Source organism: Pseudomonas sp. GM102 (genome assembly GCF_000282555.1).
Classification (GTDB): domain Bacteria; phylum Pseudomonadota; class Gammaproteobacteria; order Pseudomonadales; family Pseudomonadaceae; genus Aquipseudomonas.
The window spans coordinates 21065-37458 of the sequence record NZ_AKJB01000017.1 but is presented as its reverse complement, the minus strand read 5'-3'; the positions used below and the strand labels follow the sequence as shown (position 1 = coordinate 37458).

The following is a 16394-nucleotide window of genomic DNA, read 5'->3' as shown; positions in this document are numbered from 1 at the left end:
AGGGACAGTCAATGACGCGCGTCGTGCGGTTTAGCCAATATGGTGGCCCGGAAGTACTCAGGATTGATGACATCAAGGTACCTGAACCGGGGCCTGATGAAGTACGGATCACCGTCAAGGCGATTGGTCTGAACCGGGCAGAATCCATGTTCCGCTCCGGTCAGTATCTGGAAGAGGCACAGTTTCCTTCCCGTCTGGGCTACGAGGCGGCAGGTATTGTCGAGGCCGTCGGCGCACGCGCCGGGCAGTTTGCCGTCGGTGACATCGTCAGCCTGATTCCTCCGGCCTCGATCGCGCAGTGGGGCACCTATGCCGAACTGGCCGTGGTGCCGGCGGCGATGCTGGTCAAGCATCCTGCCAGCCTGTCGTTCGCTCAGGCCTCGGCGGTGTGGATGCAATACCTCACGGCGTGGGGCGCGTTGATTCATGTCGCGGTATTGCAGCCCGGCGAATTCGTTCTGATCACGGCGGCCTCAAGCAGTGTCGGCCTGGCGGCGATTCAGATTGCCAATCAGGTTGGCGCCATCCCGATCGCCGTCAGCCGCACCTTGGCCAAGCGCGAGCAGTTGTTGTCTGCCGGAGCCGCGCACGTGGTGGCCAGCGAGTCGGCGGATTTCAATCAACAGGTTGAGCGGATCACCGCAGGCAAGGGCGCCCGGGTGATCTTCGATCCGGTGGGCGGGCCGTTTCTGGAGCATCTGGTCGACGTAGCCGCCACTGACGGGATCGTTCTCGTGTATGGCGCTCTGAGCCCCGAGCCCGCGCCGTTCCCACTGTTCAAGGTGCTGGGCAAGAGTCTGGCGTTGCGCGGCTATCTGCTGCACGAAATCACCTCCCGGCCAGCCTTGCTTGAGGCCGCCAAGGCGTATGTCATTGCCGGTCTGGAGGAGGGGACGTTGCGTCCGGTCATTGCCAAAACCTTCGACTTTGAACAGATCGTTGCCGCCCATCAGTACCTGGAAGCGGGCGAGCAGTTTGGCAAAGTCGTGGTCACGCTGGAGTCCGAATCATGAAAATGCTCCATCCGATCTACTTTCTCGCACTGGGCCTGTTTGGGGTTTACACCATCGAGTTCGGCGTCGTCGGGATTCTTCCGGTGATTATCGAGCGCTTCTCGATCAGTGCATCCCAGGCCGGCCTGTTGGTGGGGTTGTTCGCGCTGATCATTGCGGTATTCGGCCCGATCATGGTGCTGCTGCTGTCACGCTTCAACCGGAAAAAAATCCTCACCATTGCGTTGTTCATTTTTGCCGGCACCAGTGTGTTGTCGGCCTATGCGCCCAACTTTGAGTCGCTGATGGTGCTGCGCATCATCCCGGCGCTGTTTCACCCTGTGTACTTTTCCCTGGCCTTTGTCGCAGCCGTTTCGCTGTACCCACCGCAGGAGTCGACCCGTGCAGCCGCCAAGGCCTTTGTCGGTACCAGTATGGGCATGGTGTTGGGGGTGCCGTTGACGACGCTGATCGCGGCGCAGTTTTCCTATGAGGCCTCGTTTCTGTTCTGCGCCGTGGTCAACTGCATTGCCGGCCTGGGGATCATTGCCCGGCTGCCGGATGCGCCCGATAAAACCCGCATTTCCTACAAAGAGCAGTTGGCTATTTTGCGTAAATTTCCACTCTGGCTGAACATCACCGCCTCGACGCTGATTTTCGCCGCGATGTTTTCCGTGTACAGCTACTCGGCCGAGTACCTGGCCAAGGAAGCGGGCATGAGCGCGCAGATGATCAGCATCCTGTTGGTGATCTTCGGTATTGGCGGCGTCGCGGGCAATCTGTATGCCGGCAAGCTGATCGGGCAGAACATGGTCCGGACAACGCTCCTGCACCCGATCCTGCTGGCCGGTGCCTATGGGCTGTTGTACCTGTTCGCCGGTCCGTCCCTGATGACAATGTTGATTATTGTGGTGATCTGGGGCGCGACCCATACCAGCGGGCTGATCGTCACGCAGATATGGCTGACCTCCGAAGCGCCGGAAGCGCCCGAATTCGCCACCGGCATTTATATCTCGTTCATCAACCTGGGGGTGACGATCGGGTCAACGACGGGTGGGTGGTTCCTGGCGCGCATGGGTTTGCAGGGCACCCTGTACAGTGGTTTGCTATTTGCGGCGCTGGCCGTATTGGTCATCGTGATCAAAGTTCTGTTTTTCAGTGCCGAGCCGCGCAAGGGAGGAGCGCAGATCGCCGCAGACTGAGTTGAACGATGCATCGCAGCCCGCACGGATGGGGGTGTATTTTCGTCAGTGCGTGGCCGCCATCGCCCAAACAAGGATATCCAGGAAGGAAGCCTATGGGTCGACACCCTGGATTGTCATTCCATCGAGAATCGATCGAGGCCACATGAATTCGTTACCTTTGCACAATGCTTCCTGCAACTGGCCCGTAGGCCTGGAATCGCGCGACATCAGCATGTTCGACTGGGAGAATCTGCGCCATTACGTTACTTTCGCCCGCACGCAGTCGCTTAGCAGCGCGGCGAGGGAGCTGGGTGTGGAACATGCCACCGTCGCGAGGCGGATCGCGGCGCTGGAGTCATCACTGAACCTCAAACTCGTTGACCGACGCAAACGCAACTATGAAATGACGCCGTTTGGTCACCGCATCGCCGAAATCGCCGGGCGAATGCAGAAAGATGCCAAGGCGATTTCCAAGGTGGCGCTTTCGGTGCAAACGGAAATGGTCGCCGACCTCTCGGTCAGTGCACCACCCCTGCTGACCTCCGAGTTCATTGCCCCGCACCTGGGGCGCTTGCGTCGTGAACACCCCTCGATCAATGTGAGCCTGCTGATGCAGGACGATATCGGCACCCTGTGCAGCCCCGAACCGGACCTGATGATTCGTTTGTGCCGCCCGACCCAGATGGACTTGGTGGCGCGCAAGATCGGCACCGTGTCGTTCGGGCTGTACGGCAGTGCGCAGTACCTGGCAGAGCACACTAGCGATCAGTACGAGTACATCGTCTATGACGACAGCATGGAACACTCTCGACAACAGGTGTGGCTGCGCGAGGTGGCTGCGGAGCGCCCTGTGGTATTGCGCGCCAGAAGCCTTGAAGTTCAGGCCTCGGCGGCCCGTGCCGGTGTCGGTATCGCGCTGTTGCCCAATTTTTATGGCCTGAAAGACCCTGCACTGGAAAAGGCCCAGTTCCATAATTCGGATCTGATGATCGATATCTGGCTGGTGGTGCATGAAGATTTACGCAAGGAAGCCCCTATTCGTTCGCTAATGGACTTCCTGGTCAGTTGTTTTCCGACTGAGCATTATTTCTGAGGCATCTTTTTGAGAGGGGGTGTAGTTCACTATTGAATTAACACAAGGTGAATTTTTTAACCCCCTGGGGTGAATACGGGGAGTTTACAAACAAGCGGGCAGCTTCCAGTATCAGTCCAAGAATAAGAAACACGCTTCCTTCGACGATTGAAAACCTTTGCCAGGGTTTTCAATAGTCCTCCCACCGGACATGGCACACGCCGCTCCGATTGCGGACATTCCATAATAAAAAAACAGCCATGATTCCATTTGCCCATTGAACGTGTTCGATGGCATCTGACGCTGAAAAAAATATGTTTGACTTTATCTTCGGCCTTCGCGGCCCTCGACTCATGCCTCGTAAAAACCTGTTCAGGAATAATCCTGCATTACGGCCTCGTTACTACTGGATAAAACCGGAGCGTACTTGCGTGCGTGTCCAGAGTTTTAAGAGAACCCACAGAAGGAATTGGATCATGAGTAAAGTAAAAATTATTGATGTAACGCTCCGTGATGGTGGTTATCGTAATAATTTTGAATTCACTGCCGACTATGCCGCTAATGCAATCGGGCACTTGACTGATGTAGGTGTAGTTCACGCTGAAGTGGGCTATTGCAATGGCTCTTTCATTCGCAAAAAAGAACATGGCCTGAGCAGTTCGGTCAACCCTGAATATCTGGATTCATTACGCCGCGCCGCACACGGCCAATTAGGGCTGTGTGTCATGGTTCACCCGCGTAATGTAGCCAGCGAAGACTTTGAAATGCTGGCCGAACATGGCGTCGGAATGATTCGGGTATGCCTGCGTGCCGATCAACTTGAACAAGGGCTGGAAACCATCCAGTTGGCCAAGTCGTTCAACTTCCTGGCCAGCGCCAACATTACCCATATCACCACGCAAACACCGGGTGCTGTTACCGACATTGCATTGCGTGCGGAAGGGGCCGGGGCCGATATCATTTATTTTGCCGACTCCAACGGCAACATGATTCCCGATGATGTTGAACTGCTGATCAGCCGGATCTCCAGAAGAGTGCATGCGCCGTTGGGCTTTCATGCGCACAACAATCTTTCCCTGGCACTTTCCAACTCCATCGCAGCGGTCGATGCCGGTGCGGAATACATTGATACCTCGATTTGCGGCATGGGCAAAGGGGCGGGCAACTTGCACCTGGGCATGTTCATCGCCTATCTGGAACGCATCGGCAGTGCCAATGGCTATGACCTGGTCAAGGCCCTGCAACTGTCCGAGTACACCGCTGAAAGCGTGCCACTGAGCAGTCTGCCAGCCCCGCTCATGGACGTGATGCTGGGCGCTTACAACCTGCCGTTCGATGTGTCGCAACGGCTGGAGGACACCATGTCCCGGTTGCAGATCAACTCGATCTTCCAGGCGCTCAGAGCGATGCACGAGCAGGACCTGTTTGCGCGGCACGCAGCACGGCCGACGGTGATTTCCCGAGCCAGTTTCCCTGCTCGTCTTTCCGCTGAAGGAAAAATGTGATGACGGTACTTCATTCATCGGCGTTGCCGGGGCAGCCGTCGCGTCATCGAGTCTGTGTGCTGCCCGGCGATGGCGTCGGCGTGGAAGTGGTCGAGGCTATCCTGCCGATCTTCGAGGCGCTGGCGTTGCCCATCGATCTGGATTTCGGCCAGATCGGTTGGGAGTGCTGGCGAACCGGCGGTGACCCGGTACCGGCCGAGACCTGGGCAAAAATCGCCGCCGCCGATGCCACGTTGCTCGGCGCCATCACCAGCAAGGCTTTGCAGGAAGCCGAGGCCGAGCTGCCGGAGCAATTGCGCAACACCTCGCGGGTTTACGTCTCGCCGGTGATTCAGCTGCGTCAGCGTCTGAGTCTGTACGCCAATGTGCGGCCAGTCACCGATGTCCTGGGTGAAGGCCGGTTTCGCTTCACGGTGATCCGGGAAAACACCGAAGGGCTCTACGCGGGGCTGGACTTTGCCGCGATACCCGCCGAGTTCGAACCGGTGCTCAAGGCGCGGAACTGGCCGGGGCGCCCTGGCACCGCGACTCGCCCGAGGATGCGACGATGACGGTGCGATTGCAGACCCGGGCCGGTTTGACTCGACTGTTTCGCTACGCCTTCGACTACGCCCGCAAGCACGGCTACCCGCGTGTGACCCTGGCGGACAAGCCCAATGTATTGCGTTACAGCGGCGCGTTTGCCAAGGGCATCCTCGAAAGCGTTGCCACGGACTACCCGGACATCGCCTACAACATCGACAACGTGGACGCCGTCGCCCTGTGGATGATCCGTCGTCCGGAGCGCTTTGGCGTGATCGTCGCGGAGAACATGTTCGGCGACATCCTTTCCGATCTCGGTGCCGGGGTCATGGGTGGCCTCGGTTTCGCACCCAGCGCGAACATCGGTGATGCCGGGGCCTACTTCGAACCGGTACACGGCAGCGCCCCGGCGCATGTCGGCCAGAACAAGGCCAACCCCAGCGCGATGTTTCTGTCTCTGGCATTGCTGCTCGAACACCTGGGCTACCACGCCCAGGCCCTGGCCATCGAGCAGGCGGTGGCGCAAGTGGTCAAGCACGACTGCCAGACCTATGACAGCGGTGGTCACGCAACCACCCGGCAATGCGCCGCGGCCATCATCGAAAGAAGCGTGCTCAACCTTCGTCCACTCAACCCGCAAACCGACAACGGCCGGGCTTTGCCCGCAAGGAGTCATGCATGAGCCACCTTTCACTCTCGGTGCAACAACGCGCCTCCCTGCTGGAGCAATGCGCAGCTCTGGATACGGCGTCACTCAGTGATGCCCTCGATAGTCTCGGCATTGATGCCGGGTTGCAAGGCATCGTCCAACAAGTCCCGGGTACCCGTTGCTCAGGCTTTGCCTTCACCGTGCTCTACGAGCCGGTCAACCAGAGCGACGGGTTCAAGAACGCCGCCAACTACATTGACGACGTCCCCCCGGACTCCGTGGTGGTGTCCAGCAATGCCGGGCGCCTGGACGCTACCGTTTGGGGCGACATCCTCACCCATGTGGCCTTGAGCCGGAACATCCGCGGCACGGTGATCGACGGTGCTGCCCGCGACATCGACACCGTGACCCGACTCGGTTACCCGTTGTTCAGCCGTGGGCGGTTTATGCAATCGGGAAAGAACCGCGTGCAACTCAAGGCCACCCAGGTGCCGGTGCAAATCGGTGCGGTGACGGTAAACCCGGGGGATTTGATCGTCGGCGATGCCAGCGGCTGCCTGGTGATCCCCATCGACAAGGCCGAGGAAGTCATCAAGCGCGCCCAATCGGTGGAAAAGACCGAGCGCGACATCATCGAGTCGGTGGCGCAAGGCCTGTCGCTGGCCGAGGCGCGACGCCTGCACCGCTATGACCAGCCGTGGCTTGCGGCTGAGGCCAAGAGCCCGAGCGCCGCCTGAGCGGCCTATCTGCGTGCGATGAACAGGCGTCGTGCGAGACGGCACATGACGCCCACTTAAGGAGAAGAGAGATGACTTCGAACCATTTGGTAAAAACCAATCCGATGCGCAGCAGCACCAACAAAATCAAACTTGGGGTGTTCGCGCTCAATATCGAAGGAGGTTGCACCCTGACCACCGTCCCGGAGCGCTTGAGCGCCAGCGACTGGAGCGGCAACCTGGAAATCGCCAAAAAAGCCGACAAGGCCGGCCTTGAGTTATTGCTGCCGGTAGGGCGTTGGCGCGGCTGGGGTGGCGCGAGCGACCCGATGGGCGTGTCTTTCGAAACCTACACCTGGGCCGCGGGGCTGGCGTCGGTGACCGAACAGATCGCCCTGTTTACCACCTCGCACCTGTCGACCGTGCACCCGTTGTTCGCGGCCAAGCAGGCCGCGACCATCGACCATATCAGCGGTGGCCGCTTCGGTCTGAACATGATCTGCGGCTGGTACGGTAAAGAAATGGGCATGTTCAATGGCGGTGTGCAGCTGGAGCATGACCGGCGCTATGACCATGCCGATGAATGGCTGAAAGTCGCCCGGCTGGCCTGGAACGAGCCGGCCAATTTCGACTTCAAGGGCGACTTCTTCAACATTGCCCAAGGTTTCGCCCAACCCAAACCACTCAACCAGCCGTTCCTGATGAATGCCGGTGGTTCCGAGCGCGGTCGCCGGTTTTGTGCCGAGCATTGCGACGCGGCGTTCCTGATCCTCAAGCACGAAGATGACGACGACACCATTCGCGCACAGATCAAGGCCTACCGCGACCTGGCACGCCTGGAGTATGGGCGCGAGATCCAGATCTGGGTCTACTCCTATGTCGTACAGAAAGACACGCTGGAGGAAGCCGAGAAGTACCTCGACTACTACGTCAATCAGCATGGCGATGAAGTCGCACTGGATAACGTCACCTCGGAGATCGGCATTCAGAGCGGGATGTTCGCCAGCACCGAAGACGCCGAACGCTTCCGCTTCCACTTCAAGGCCGGTTTCGCCGGGGTGCCATTGGTAGGTACCGCTGAAATGATCGCCCAACAATTCCAGCGTTACAGCGACCTGGGCATCGACGGTATCTGCCTGACCTGGCTCGACTACAAAAGTGGCCTTGACGAGTTTCTCGAAGACGTCTTGCCACGCATGGAAGACGCCGGTCTGCGCCAGCCCCACAACAGCGCCCGGCGGATCATTGGAGCGGTGGCATGAGCGCCCGAAGCGCTTTGGCGCTGGCCGTCGAGCCGTTGAGCACGGAGCCGGCCGAGGACTTCAAGCGGGCCATGCGGCGCCTGACCAGCACGGTTTCGATCATCGCCACCGGCGTTGGCGACGCACGCAGCGGCATGGTCGCCACGGCGGTCAGCTCATTGTGTACCGAGCCGCCTTCGCTGCTGATCTGCATCAACCGCTCGGCCAGTCTGTGTGAGCCGTTGCTGACCAATCAACGGTTCAGCGTGAACCTGCTCGATGCGGCGCAAAGCCAACTGGTCGGCGTTTTTGCCGGCCAGCTCAAGGGGCAGGCGCGTTTCGAACATGGTGACTGGGCGGCGTTCGACGACTTGCCGTATCTGCCTGACGCCCAGGCCACGCTGTTTTGCAGCGTGGATGCCCGACTGACCTACGCCACCCACGAGGTGATTGTCGGTCGGGTCGAGCGTTCGCTGGTCACTGAACGCATTTCACCGCTGCTCTGGCAGGACGGTAAACCGGCACAGTCTTGCGCGCTGATTCACTGAGCCACGAGAACTTTTTAACCTACGTTTGCCAGGAGGCAATCATGAACAACCTGACTGAATTCGAAGCACCGACCCCTGACGAAAGCGACGCGATTTTCCTGGTTAACGTCGTGCATGTCTTCGAAGGCCAGCAAGACGCCGCCCTCGATGTACTGCGCTCGGCAGTGAGCTACGTGGCGCAGGCTTATCCGTCGTTCCAGTGGAGTCGCCTGTTCAAAAGTATCGACGGCAAGACGGTGATCAACCAGGCGCAATGGAGCAGCAAAGAAGAGTTCGATTCGCTGTTTTCCGACGAGCAGTTCCTGAGCCGCTACAACCGATTGAAAGAGACCGGTACCTGGGAGTTCCACTTGTACAAGGTCAACGACTACATCCCGGCAGCCTACGCCCCGGTGGCCGCGGCGCACGTTTAAGCGAGGTGCAGGCCCGTGCATGTCGCGGGCTTGCCGCTCGGCGAATTCTTTTATCGGTACATCAAGGAGATAAACCGTGAGCAATTTTGACTCTGCGCTGACTCGACTGCTTAAAACCACCAACCCGGTGATCCTGGCGCCCATGGGCGGTGCTTCCGGCGGACGATTGGCCGCTGCGGTTTCACGGGCCGGCGGGCTTGGTCTGGTGGGCGCCAGCTATGGCGATCCGGACTGGATGAAAACCGAGCTGGAGCTGATGAAGGACGTCAAGCAACCCTGGGGCGTTGGGCTGGTGATGTTCACCGTGGCCAAGCGCTTCGAACTGCTGGAGCTGGCCCTGTCTTATCGGCCCAGCGTGGTTGCCTTGTCGTTTGGCGATGCCCGGCCTTTTATCGCTCCGATCAAGCAGAGCGGGGCGCTGGCCATCGTTCAGGTGCACGACGTCGATCAGGCGCTGGCAGCCCTGGAGGCCGGTGCCGATGCGCTGATCGTGCAAGGCGCCGAAGCCGGCGGGCACAGCCTGCGGCGGGCATCGTTGCCATTGATCCCGGCCGTGCGCGATGCGGTGGGCGAGGAGGTGGTACTGATCGCCGCTGGCGGTATTGCCGATGGCCGGGGGCTGGCCGCTGCCCTGTTGCTGGGCGCCGATGGCGTGATGATGGGCACGCGATTTTTGGCCAGTGAAGAGGCGCTGCCGTCCAACAAACTCAAGCAACGTCTGGTTCGAGCCACCGCTGGCGATACCGTGCGCACTCGCGCGTTTGACCTGGTGCGGGGTATCGAGTGGCCGGAACAATACAGCGGTCGTGCGCTGGCCAATGATTTCACTGCTCGCTGGTTGGGTTTCGAGCACGAACTGGTGAAGGCTCCGGCCAGTGTTGGTGAGGACTACGCCCAGGCGCTGCGCGAAGACAACACGCAAGTCCGCGCGATCTGGGCGGGGGAAGTCGCCGACCTGGTCAACGATGTCTTGCCCGCCGCCACCATCGTCGAACAGACCTTGCGTGGCGCGGAACAGGCGCTGCGTGGCGCCCGCACACTGTTTGATTGACGCGATCTGCGCGTGTTCTTCTGGAAAGGAATCGATATGAACAGCAAAACCCCCGTACATGTGCAGTTTGGTCTGGGCCCGGAACTGGTCGTGGTGATGTCACCGGTCATGCCCGCCTGGGACCAGGGACAGTTTTTCGCCCCATTGACCCAGTCGCTGGTCGATAAAGGCTATCGGGTCATCATCTTTGACACGCTCTCGCTACTGGCCGAAGACCACGAGGATTTTGTCAGCTTCACCCAGCGCTGGGCCGCGGTGCTCGAGCCGCTTGGGCCCATTGCCCTGATCGCCGGTTCGGCGCTGGGCGGGGCAGTGGTGCAGGGGTTGCTCGCCACCACAGTGGGCCAGCAAGTGGCGCGGGCGCTGCTGATTTCTTCACCGACCAAGGCCGACAAAGTCCTGGATCGCCGACTGGGGACGATGGCCGAGCTGGCCAGCGCCGGTGATGTCGACACCGCGCTGATGCTGCTCGATCAATGGGTGCTACCGGCTCATGTGAAGCCACCGGTGGGCCGACCCGATGCGCTGGCGAGCGCCGACGAACAGGCCGGGCGACGTCTGGATCAAGGCTTTCGTTTGTTGAGTGAGCTCGACGTGGAGTCTCAAGTGGCGGCCTGGCCGGGGCGCCTGTTGAGCATCTTCGGTGCGGACTCGCAGTTGGTCAGGGCCACCAATGTCAGCTTCAATACCTCCGCGCAACATCTGGCCATCAGCATTCCCGGGGCCGGGATGCGACCGCTGCTCGATGACCTCGCGCGAGTGCGCGCCGGTGTGCGAGCCCACCTGGGAATCGATCTGGAGGCTCATGCATGAGTGCTTCGACCGCCGCCCCTGCCTCCCATGCACGCTTTATTGATGTTCATTACCATGCCGGCCCTGATGCTTATTTGCGTCGCCATAGCGCGCTGCAGGCCGGGCACCATTACCAGGCACTGGACGGTTGGGTGGTGCTCAAAAATCACCTCGGCTGCACCGCCGCCCAAGCCTGGGAGGCCCGCGAACAAGGACTGCCGGTGTCCGGTTCAATCGTGCTCAATGAAATCGCCGGCGGCCTTGATTGGCGGGTGGTCGAACGTTCACTGTGCCAGCACGGTGCCGTCGACCTGCGTTTTGTCGTGCACCTGCCCACCGTGACCGGCCGTTCGCATACCAGTCGGCTGACCCGCTCACTCAGTCACTCGATCCTGACTGAACGACCGATCAAGCCGCTGACCGTCAGCGATAGCAGCGGTCAGCTGAACCTCGCCACGCTGGACCTGCTGCGCATGAGCCGTGACTACCCGGTGGTGATCTCCACCGGGCACGCCAACCGCGAAGAAGTTCTGCGCCTGGTGGAAGCGGCCGATCGGCTGCAAGTGCCACGCCTGATGCTCAACCAGCCAGCAAATCCACTGACTGGCCTGAACGCGCAAGACCTTCTGGACCTGGGCAGCCTACCTGCGCTGTACATCGAGCAGACCGCGCTGACCTACCTGCTCGGCTATCAGAGCAAGGAAGACTTTTCTAAAGTGCTGCGCGACGTACCCCGTGTGATCTACAGTTCGGACCTGGGTCAGACCAGCCAGCCAGACGTCCGTCCGTGGTTGGAGATGAGCAGGCAATGGTTCAAGGAGTTTGAGGTGAGTGCCGAGCGAGTCGAATCGATCACCCGTGGTTGCCCGTTGGAGATGCTCAGTCATTGATGGTCGGGAGAGGGGGATTGTTGAAGTCATGCTGAAATCCTGATCAGGGCCGGGCTCTGGCCCGGACCCTGTGTTTCACTGCACGAACACAATGGCATGCTCGACAATAAGTAAGGGACGGGTAACCACCTATGAATCCTATTGTTCTAGGCGACTTTGCAGACATCAGAATGCGTATTGCACGCGGGTGTAGTAGTAACCGCCGGTGAAGCCGAAGGGTGAAAAACTGCCCCAGTTATCGCCGAACGAAGAGTTGCTTACGCCGATATGGTCTGGGTACTTGTCGAACAGGTTCTGCGCACCCACGGCCACAGTCAGCTGTTTGTTGATCGCATAGGCCACGTCAAGGTCGGTAATCCATTTGGCCGAATACTCGCGATCCAGGCTTGGATCGCTCGAGCTGTTGACCTCGGTGTAGGTGCCATAACGGGTCAGCCGCAGATTGACGTCGAAGTCGCTGATCGCCCAGTCGGCGGAGAAGATCATCTTGCTGCTGGGGGAGGTTTTGGTAATCAGTGCTCGCGATTGGCGTCCGAGCAGCTGGAAGTCGCCCAGGGCGGTCAGTTGTGACGGTGTGTCGTTGACGCTGAGGATTTTCGTGTGGTTGTAGTTCAGTGCCGCAGTCCATCTCACCGAGCCTAACTGGTTCAGGTTCTGCCGGTAATTGCCGACCACATCGACCCCGGACGTCCGGGTGTTGGCACCGTTGGTGAAGTACTGCGCGCCAGCGGTGGCCGGCACACCAATGCTGTCGAGCAGGGCGGCGACGCCCGGGCCCTGGAAACGTTCGCTGAGCACCAGGCGGTCGCGCAGGTTGATGACGTAGCCGTCCACGGTCAGGCTCAGGTCTTCGCTGGGAGTCAGGGCGAAACCGAGACTGAAGTTGGTCGAGCGTTCGGGTTTCAACGACTCGGCCCCAAGGGCTTGGGCGCCGGCTGAATCCACCGGCAGAATCACGTAGTTGTAAGACTGGTAGACGCCATTGATGGTGTCGAACCCGGTCGAGCGCGCGGTGAAGATCTGATTGGCCAGCGACGGCGCACGAAAGCCATTACTGACAGTGCCGCGCACCGAAAACACCGGGTTGAATTCGTAGCGGGTGCTGATTTTGCCGCTGCGGGTGCCACCGACGCCTTCGTTGTAATGCTCGTACCGTGCTGCGACGCCGAGGTACCACTGCTCGACGGGGTAGAAGCCCAGGTCGATGTAGCTGGCGACGCTGTTGCGGCTGACTTTCTGTGCATCTTCAGGCGTAATGCCGTTGGTGACCTGGGCGCCTGGATCGGGACGCTGCCCGGCGCGCGGATGGCCGGCGGGGAACACGTAACCGCCATCGATATACGAGGCTTCGGAGCCGGCGCGGGTCTCGTAGCTTTCACCTCGGTGCTCGAAGCCGAAGGCGACATCCAGCGGCTTGGCCAAGCCGATTTCGTAGCTGTTTTTCAGATCCAGATTACTGGTCAGTTGGTCCGCAATGTAAATGCCGGAGGTGAACTTGTTCGGGGTGTTTTCGCCCAGCGACGGGTTCTGGTTGTTGTAGGTGCGTTGCTTGGCGTAGTTACGCCCGTAGGTGCTGCTCAGGTCCCAGGCCCAGCCGCCGAAATCCTCGCCCTTGGCGCCGAAGGCGGACTGGAAGTCGGTTTCGTTGATCAACCAGTAAGGACTGTAACCGTCGGGATAGCCATTGGGGCCGGTGGTGATGGTGTTGCGCCCATTGGGCAGGCGGAAATTCTGGCCGTCGTTGTTCTCCCGTGTGGCCAAGGTCGAGAACGAGTAGAGCGTGACGGCATCGTTCAACGGCAGGTCGAGGTTGTAGGCGACATCGGCCAGTTGGCTGCGGGGCAGTCCGTAACCCTTGTAAGTGTGGTGGCTGGCATCGGCCTCGCGCGGGTCGGGCGAGCCGTCGGCCTGCGGATAGTAATGCGTGCTATAGCCGTTGCTGCCGGCCTTGTTGTCGCGTTCCTGATAGCGGGTGTCGAGCGAGACATTGAGTACACCGGCTTCGCCGACCTGAAAACCATAATTGAGCGCCTCCTGCGCGGTCCCGCGTTTGCCGTCATAGCCCTGGCCGAGGGTGGTGTCGGAACTGCCGCCGGTGGTTTGCTTGAGGATGATGTTGATCACCCCGGAAATGGCATCCGAACCGTACTGTGCCGCCGCGCCATCGCGCAGCACCTCGATGTGATCGATGGACGCCACCGGGATCAGGTCGAGGTCGCTGGGTGCTGCGCCGCTGTTGATGCCATTGATGTTCAACGTGGCGCTGGTATGCCGGCGCTTGCCGTTGACCAGCACCAACACATGGGACGCTGTCAGCCCCCGCAGGGTGGCCGAGCGAACCACGCCGCTGGCATCCCAACCGGCGCGGTCGGGCAGGTTGAAGGACGGGATGAACTTGCTCAGCGCCTCCAACAGGCTCGGTTTGCCCACCGAACGCAATTGTTCGCCGGTCACCACGTCGATCGGAGTCGGGCTGGTGGTGACGGTGCGTTGGACGGTGCCACGGTTGCCCGTGACGACTACCGTGTCGAGAGTCGGTGAGCTGCTTTCGGCGGCCTCGATGTTGAACGAGGCCAGGCCACAGGCAATCGACAGCGGCAGCAATAACGGGCGGTAGGCAGGCGCAGCAAGACGTGTTTGGCAGTTGAGCATGAGAGTGAAGCTCCTGAATGTCGGCTAAGGTCCGTGTCACTTCTTGCGAGCGGCGACGGCTTCGATTTCGACCAAGCCGCCCGGTAGCGGCAGGGCGACTACCTGCACGGCGGTGCGTGCCGGTTTGTTCGGTTGCGCGGCGCTGCCGAAGAACGGCGTATAGCCTTCCTGCAACCCGGCGAAATCGAGCTTGCCGCCCTTGGCCGGATCGCCCACCAGAAACACCCGAAGTTGCACCACATCACCCAGGTCCAGTCCTTGGCTTTGCAGCACGCCTTTGAGCTTGTTGAGAATCGAGGTGGTCTGCGTCGCGGTGTCGCCATAGGCAGCGAAGGAATCCTTCGGTGCTTTCGGATCGTGCAGGTCGGCGAGCAGGCCGCTGACAAACAGCAGGTCGATCTGGGCCGGCACCGACACCGCCAGCGAAATCGGGAAACTGGAATTGGGCAGGGCGATGCGTTTGATCTCGTCGGCGTGGCTGCTGAGAGCGGTGGCGGTCATGAGGAGTCCTGTGAGCAAAGTCATGGTTTTCATCGGTCAGTCCTTTATTGAAAAAAGTCAGGCGGCAACGCCCGGTTGCTGGCGTTCGGCATGGCGGCCGATCAGGGAAACGATGCGTCGCGCCGAGTCGGCGGCGCTGTTCTGCCAGATGCCGACGCCGCCATGGGCGAGGGCGTCGCTGGCCAGGTACGTGCGGCCCTGAGGCTCGTTGAGGATCTGATAAGCGCTCTCGCCGACCTCGTCGTTGACGATCCACGGGCCTTTGCTGAAAGGCACCTTGGCCCAGTTGATGGCCACTGGTTTTTGCAGCTTGGTGCTGTGGCCGGGGTGCAGCAGTTCGACGGCTTGCCGCGAGGAGGCGAACTGTTCGGCGAGGGATTTCTTGCTAAAGGCCTGGGCCGATTCGCTGGTGTTGTAGGCCGCGACCAGAATCCCCTGGGCGCTGTTCAACCGGTCGCTGGGGTACCACAAACCTTTGACTTCATGGTCCAGGTACGACAATCCGCCGTAGATGTTGAAGTCGGTTTCCCAGAAACGCGGCGACTGCCAGGCCACTTTGTTCGCCTGATCGCTTTGCGCGCTGAGAATCGCTTGCTTGAACGGCGCACTGAAGTTACTCGGCAGCTTGGCCAGCAACGGCAGGGGGACCGTGACGATGGCGTAATCGGCGCTCAGCGTCTGGGTGGTGCCGGTCTTGCGGTCCCGGTAGGTGATGCGGCTGCCGTTTTCGGAGGTCTGAATGTCGCTGACCTCGGCGTTGAAACGCACCGTATCCTTGAGCTTGTCGTAGAACGCGTAGGGAATTCGGTCCATACCGCCAACCGGTTGGAACATGGTCGAGGAAAACTCCGGGATTTCATCGAACACCAACGCGCCCCAGAGCTTGGGATTGAGCAGGGTCTGTAGCTCCAGCGGTGCACGGGTGATGCCGGTTTGATCGCCGGCACCTGGAATGCGGGTGTATCCCGAGCGCACCGAGCCCTTGTATTTGAAGTCGGCGTTGAGATCGCCATAGACCTTGAGGAAATTGAGCAGCGCCTTGCGATCATCGACGCTCAAGTCCTGGTCCAGGGCCTTGCGGCTGACGGTGCGCGCCAGCAATTCAGACAGTTGGCCGCGGGTGTCGTTGACCGCCTGGCGTAACTGGAACGCCGGTTTGGTCGGGTCGGGCAAGGCCAGCGCATTGCGGCTGCTGTTGACCAGCACTTGCAGCTCGACACCCAGTTCGCGGCAGTAGCCGAGGATCGTCTGGTGATGGCTGGGAATACGCGCGGGACCGGCGTTGAAAAACTGCCCGTCATCGAAGTCGACGGTCTGGCTGATGCCATCGTCGAAATCGACCTTGGTGCCGCGCCGTAGAGTCCAGTTGCGTCCACCCACTCGCTCGCGCGCTTCGAGAATGGTCACGGTGAAGCCAGCCTTGCGCAGCTCGTAGGCGCTGACCAGGCCGGATATACCGGCACCGACCACCACCACGTGCTTGCCTTTGCCACTGCTGCCCAGTTGCAGCGGATTGAATGTTGCCGCCACGGCCTGAGGCGTGAGCCCCAATGCACCGAGGGCGCTGACAGCGGCGGAATAGCCACCGACGGCGGCAATACGGGAAATCAGTTCTCTACGGGTAACAGCCATCGTGGTGCTCCTTGCATTCAAGCGGTAAGGAATC

14 protein-coding genes and 1 pseudogene are annotated in these 16394 nt (G+C 60.3%); 12 read left to right on the top strand and 3 right to left on the bottom strand.

Features of this window, described 5'->3' with window-relative positions; all coding sequences use genetic code 11:
- Positions 1-11 precede the first annotated feature (11 nt).
- The 12 genes and pseudogenes from PMI18_RS24560 to PMI18_RS24610 all read left to right on the top strand — a co-directional run bounded on the left by PMI18_RS24560 (position 12) and on the right by PMI18_RS24610 (position 11575).
- Complete coding sequence (locus PMI18_RS24560; RefSeq protein ID WP_007896253.1) at positions 12-1013, top strand: zinc-dependent alcohol dehydrogenase family protein; 1002 nt, start codon at positions 12-14, stop codon at positions 1011-1013.
- Entirely contained in the window at positions 1010-2194 is a 1185-nt protein-coding gene (locus tag PMI18_RS24565) for an MFS transporter (protein ID WP_007896251.1), read from the top strand. The genes PMI18_RS24560 and PMI18_RS24565 overlap by 4 nt, the downstream gene beginning before the upstream one ends.
- Before the next feature lie 145 nt (positions 2195-2339).
- Entirely contained in the window at positions 2340-3269 is a 930-nt protein-coding gene (locus tag PMI18_RS24570) for a LysR family transcriptional regulator (RefSeq protein WP_007896250.1), read from the top strand.
- A 455-nt stretch (positions 3270-3724) separates the two neighbouring features.
- A complete protein-coding gene (locus PMI18_RS24575) occupies positions 3725-4753 on the top strand; it encodes a nucleoid-structuring protein H-NS (protein ID WP_007896249.1) in 1029 nt (342 codons plus the stop codon).
- Positions 4753-5957, top strand: a pseudogene (locus tag PMI18_RS0129315) (isocitrate/isopropylmalate dehydrogenase family protein). The gene PMI18_RS24575 and the pseudogene PMI18_RS0129315 overlap by 1 nt, the downstream one beginning before the upstream one ends.
- Positions 5954-6661, top strand: a complete 708-nt coding sequence (locus PMI18_RS24580) for an RraA family protein (RefSeq protein WP_007896246.1) — start codon at positions 5954-5956, stop codon at positions 6659-6661. Before PMI18_RS0129315 ends, PMI18_RS24580 begins: the two are co-directional and overlap by 4 nt.
- Positions 6662-6732: 71 nt before the next feature.
- The gene (locus tag PMI18_RS24585) at positions 6733-7902 is read left to right on the top strand and encodes an LLM class flavin-dependent oxidoreductase (protein WP_007896244.1); all 1170 of its coding nucleotides are present in this window, start codon (positions 6733-6735) and stop codon (positions 7900-7902) included.
- Positions 7899-8429: a flavin reductase family protein gene (locus tag PMI18_RS24590; RefSeq protein WP_007896243.1), complete on the top strand. Its 531-nt coding sequence runs from the start codon at positions 7899-7901 to the stop codon at positions 8427-8429. Before PMI18_RS24585 ends, PMI18_RS24590 begins: the two co-directional genes overlap by 4 nt.
- A gap of 41 nt (positions 8430-8470) precedes the next feature.
- Entirely contained in the window at positions 8471-8842 is a 372-nt protein-coding gene (locus PMI18_RS24595; RefSeq protein WP_007896242.1) for an antibiotic biosynthesis monooxygenase, read from the top strand.
- Between the two features lie 76 nt (positions 8843-8918).
- Positions 8919-9893, top strand: a complete 975-nt coding sequence (locus PMI18_RS24600) for an NAD(P)H-dependent flavin oxidoreductase (RefSeq protein WP_007896241.1) — start codon at positions 8919-8921, stop codon at positions 9891-9893.
- Positions 9894-9929: 36 nt separating this feature from the next.
- Entirely contained in the window at positions 9930-10706 is a 777-nt protein-coding gene (locus tag PMI18_RS24605) for a hypothetical protein (protein ID WP_007896240.1), read from the top strand.
- Entirely contained in the window at positions 10703-11575 is an 873-nt protein-coding gene (locus PMI18_RS24610; protein WP_007896239.1) for a DUF6282 family protein, read from the top strand. Before PMI18_RS24605 ends, PMI18_RS24610 begins: the two co-directional genes overlap by 4 nt.
- Before the next feature lie 165 nt (positions 11576-11740).
- Here the strand turns inward: PMI18_RS24610 and PMI18_RS24615 are convergent, their stop codons facing one another.
- From PMI18_RS24615 to PMI18_RS24625, 3 genes are read right to left on the bottom strand one after another with little or no spacing between them, the layout of a single operon-like run.
- Complete coding sequence (locus PMI18_RS24615; RefSeq protein WP_007896238.1) at positions 11741-14227, bottom strand: TonB-dependent receptor plug domain-containing protein; 2487 nt, start codon at positions 14225-14227, stop codon at positions 11741-11743.
- Between the two features lie 36 nt (positions 14228-14263).
- A complete protein-coding gene (locus PMI18_RS24620) occupies positions 14264-14761 on the bottom strand; it encodes a RidA family protein (RefSeq protein WP_007896237.1) in 498 nt (165 codons plus the stop codon).
- Positions 14762-14785: 24 nt separating this feature from the next.
- Positions 14786-16360 (bottom strand): flavin monoamine oxidase family protein, encoded by a 1575-nt coding sequence (locus tag PMI18_RS24625; RefSeq protein WP_007896236.1) that lies wholly within the window; start codon positions 16358-16360, stop codon positions 14786-14788.
- Between the last annotated feature and the right edge of the window lie 34 nt (positions 16361-16394).

Bases quoted from the DNA above. Each gene is read 5' to 3' on its own strand.
- PMI18_RS24560 (WP_007896253.1), top strand. From the start codon at position 12: ATGACGCGCGTCGTGCGGTTTAGCCAATATGGTGGCCCGGAAGTACTC.
- PMI18_RS24565 (WP_007896251.1), top strand. From the start codon at position 1,010: ATGAAAATGCTCCATCCGATCTACTTTCTCGCACTGGGCCTGTTTGGG.
- PMI18_RS24570 (WP_007896250.1), top strand. From the start codon at position 2,340: ATGAATTCGTTACCTTTGCACAATGCTTCCTGCAACTGGCCCGTAGGC.
- PMI18_RS24575 (WP_007896249.1), top strand. From the start codon at position 3,725: ATGAGTAAAGTAAAAATTATTGATGTAACGCTCCGTGATGGTGGTTAT.
- PMI18_RS24580 (WP_007896246.1), top strand. From the start codon at position 5,954: ATGAGCCACCTTTCACTCTCGGTGCAACAACGCGCCTCCCTGCTGGAG.
- PMI18_RS24585 (WP_007896244.1), top strand. From the start codon at position 6,733: ATGACTTCGAACCATTTGGTAAAAACCAATCCGATGCGCAGCAGCACC.
- PMI18_RS24590 (WP_007896243.1), top strand. From the start codon at position 7,899: ATGAGCGCCCGAAGCGCTTTGGCGCTGGCCGTCGAGCCGTTGAGCACG.
- PMI18_RS24595 (WP_007896242.1), top strand. From the start codon at position 8,471: ATGAACAACCTGACTGAATTCGAAGCACCGACCCCTGACGAAAGCGAC.
- PMI18_RS24605 (WP_007896240.1), top strand. From the start codon at position 9,930: ATGAACAGCAAAACCCCCGTACATGTGCAGTTTGGTCTGGGCCCGGAA.
- PMI18_RS24610 (WP_007896239.1), top strand. From the start codon at position 10,703: ATGAGTGCTTCGACCGCCGCCCCTGCCTCCCATGCACGCTTTATTGAT.
- PMI18_RS24615 (WP_007896238.1), bottom strand. From the start codon at position 14,227: ATGCTCAACTGCCAAACACGTCTTGCTGCGCCTGCCTACCGCCCGTTA.
- PMI18_RS24620 (WP_007896237.1), bottom strand. From the start codon at position 14,761: ATGAAAACCATGACTTTGCTCACAGGACTCCTCATGACCGCCACCGCT.
- PMI18_RS24625 (WP_007896236.1), bottom strand. From the start codon at position 16,360: ATGGCTGTTACCCGTAGAGAACTGATTTCCCGTATTGCCGCCGTCGGT.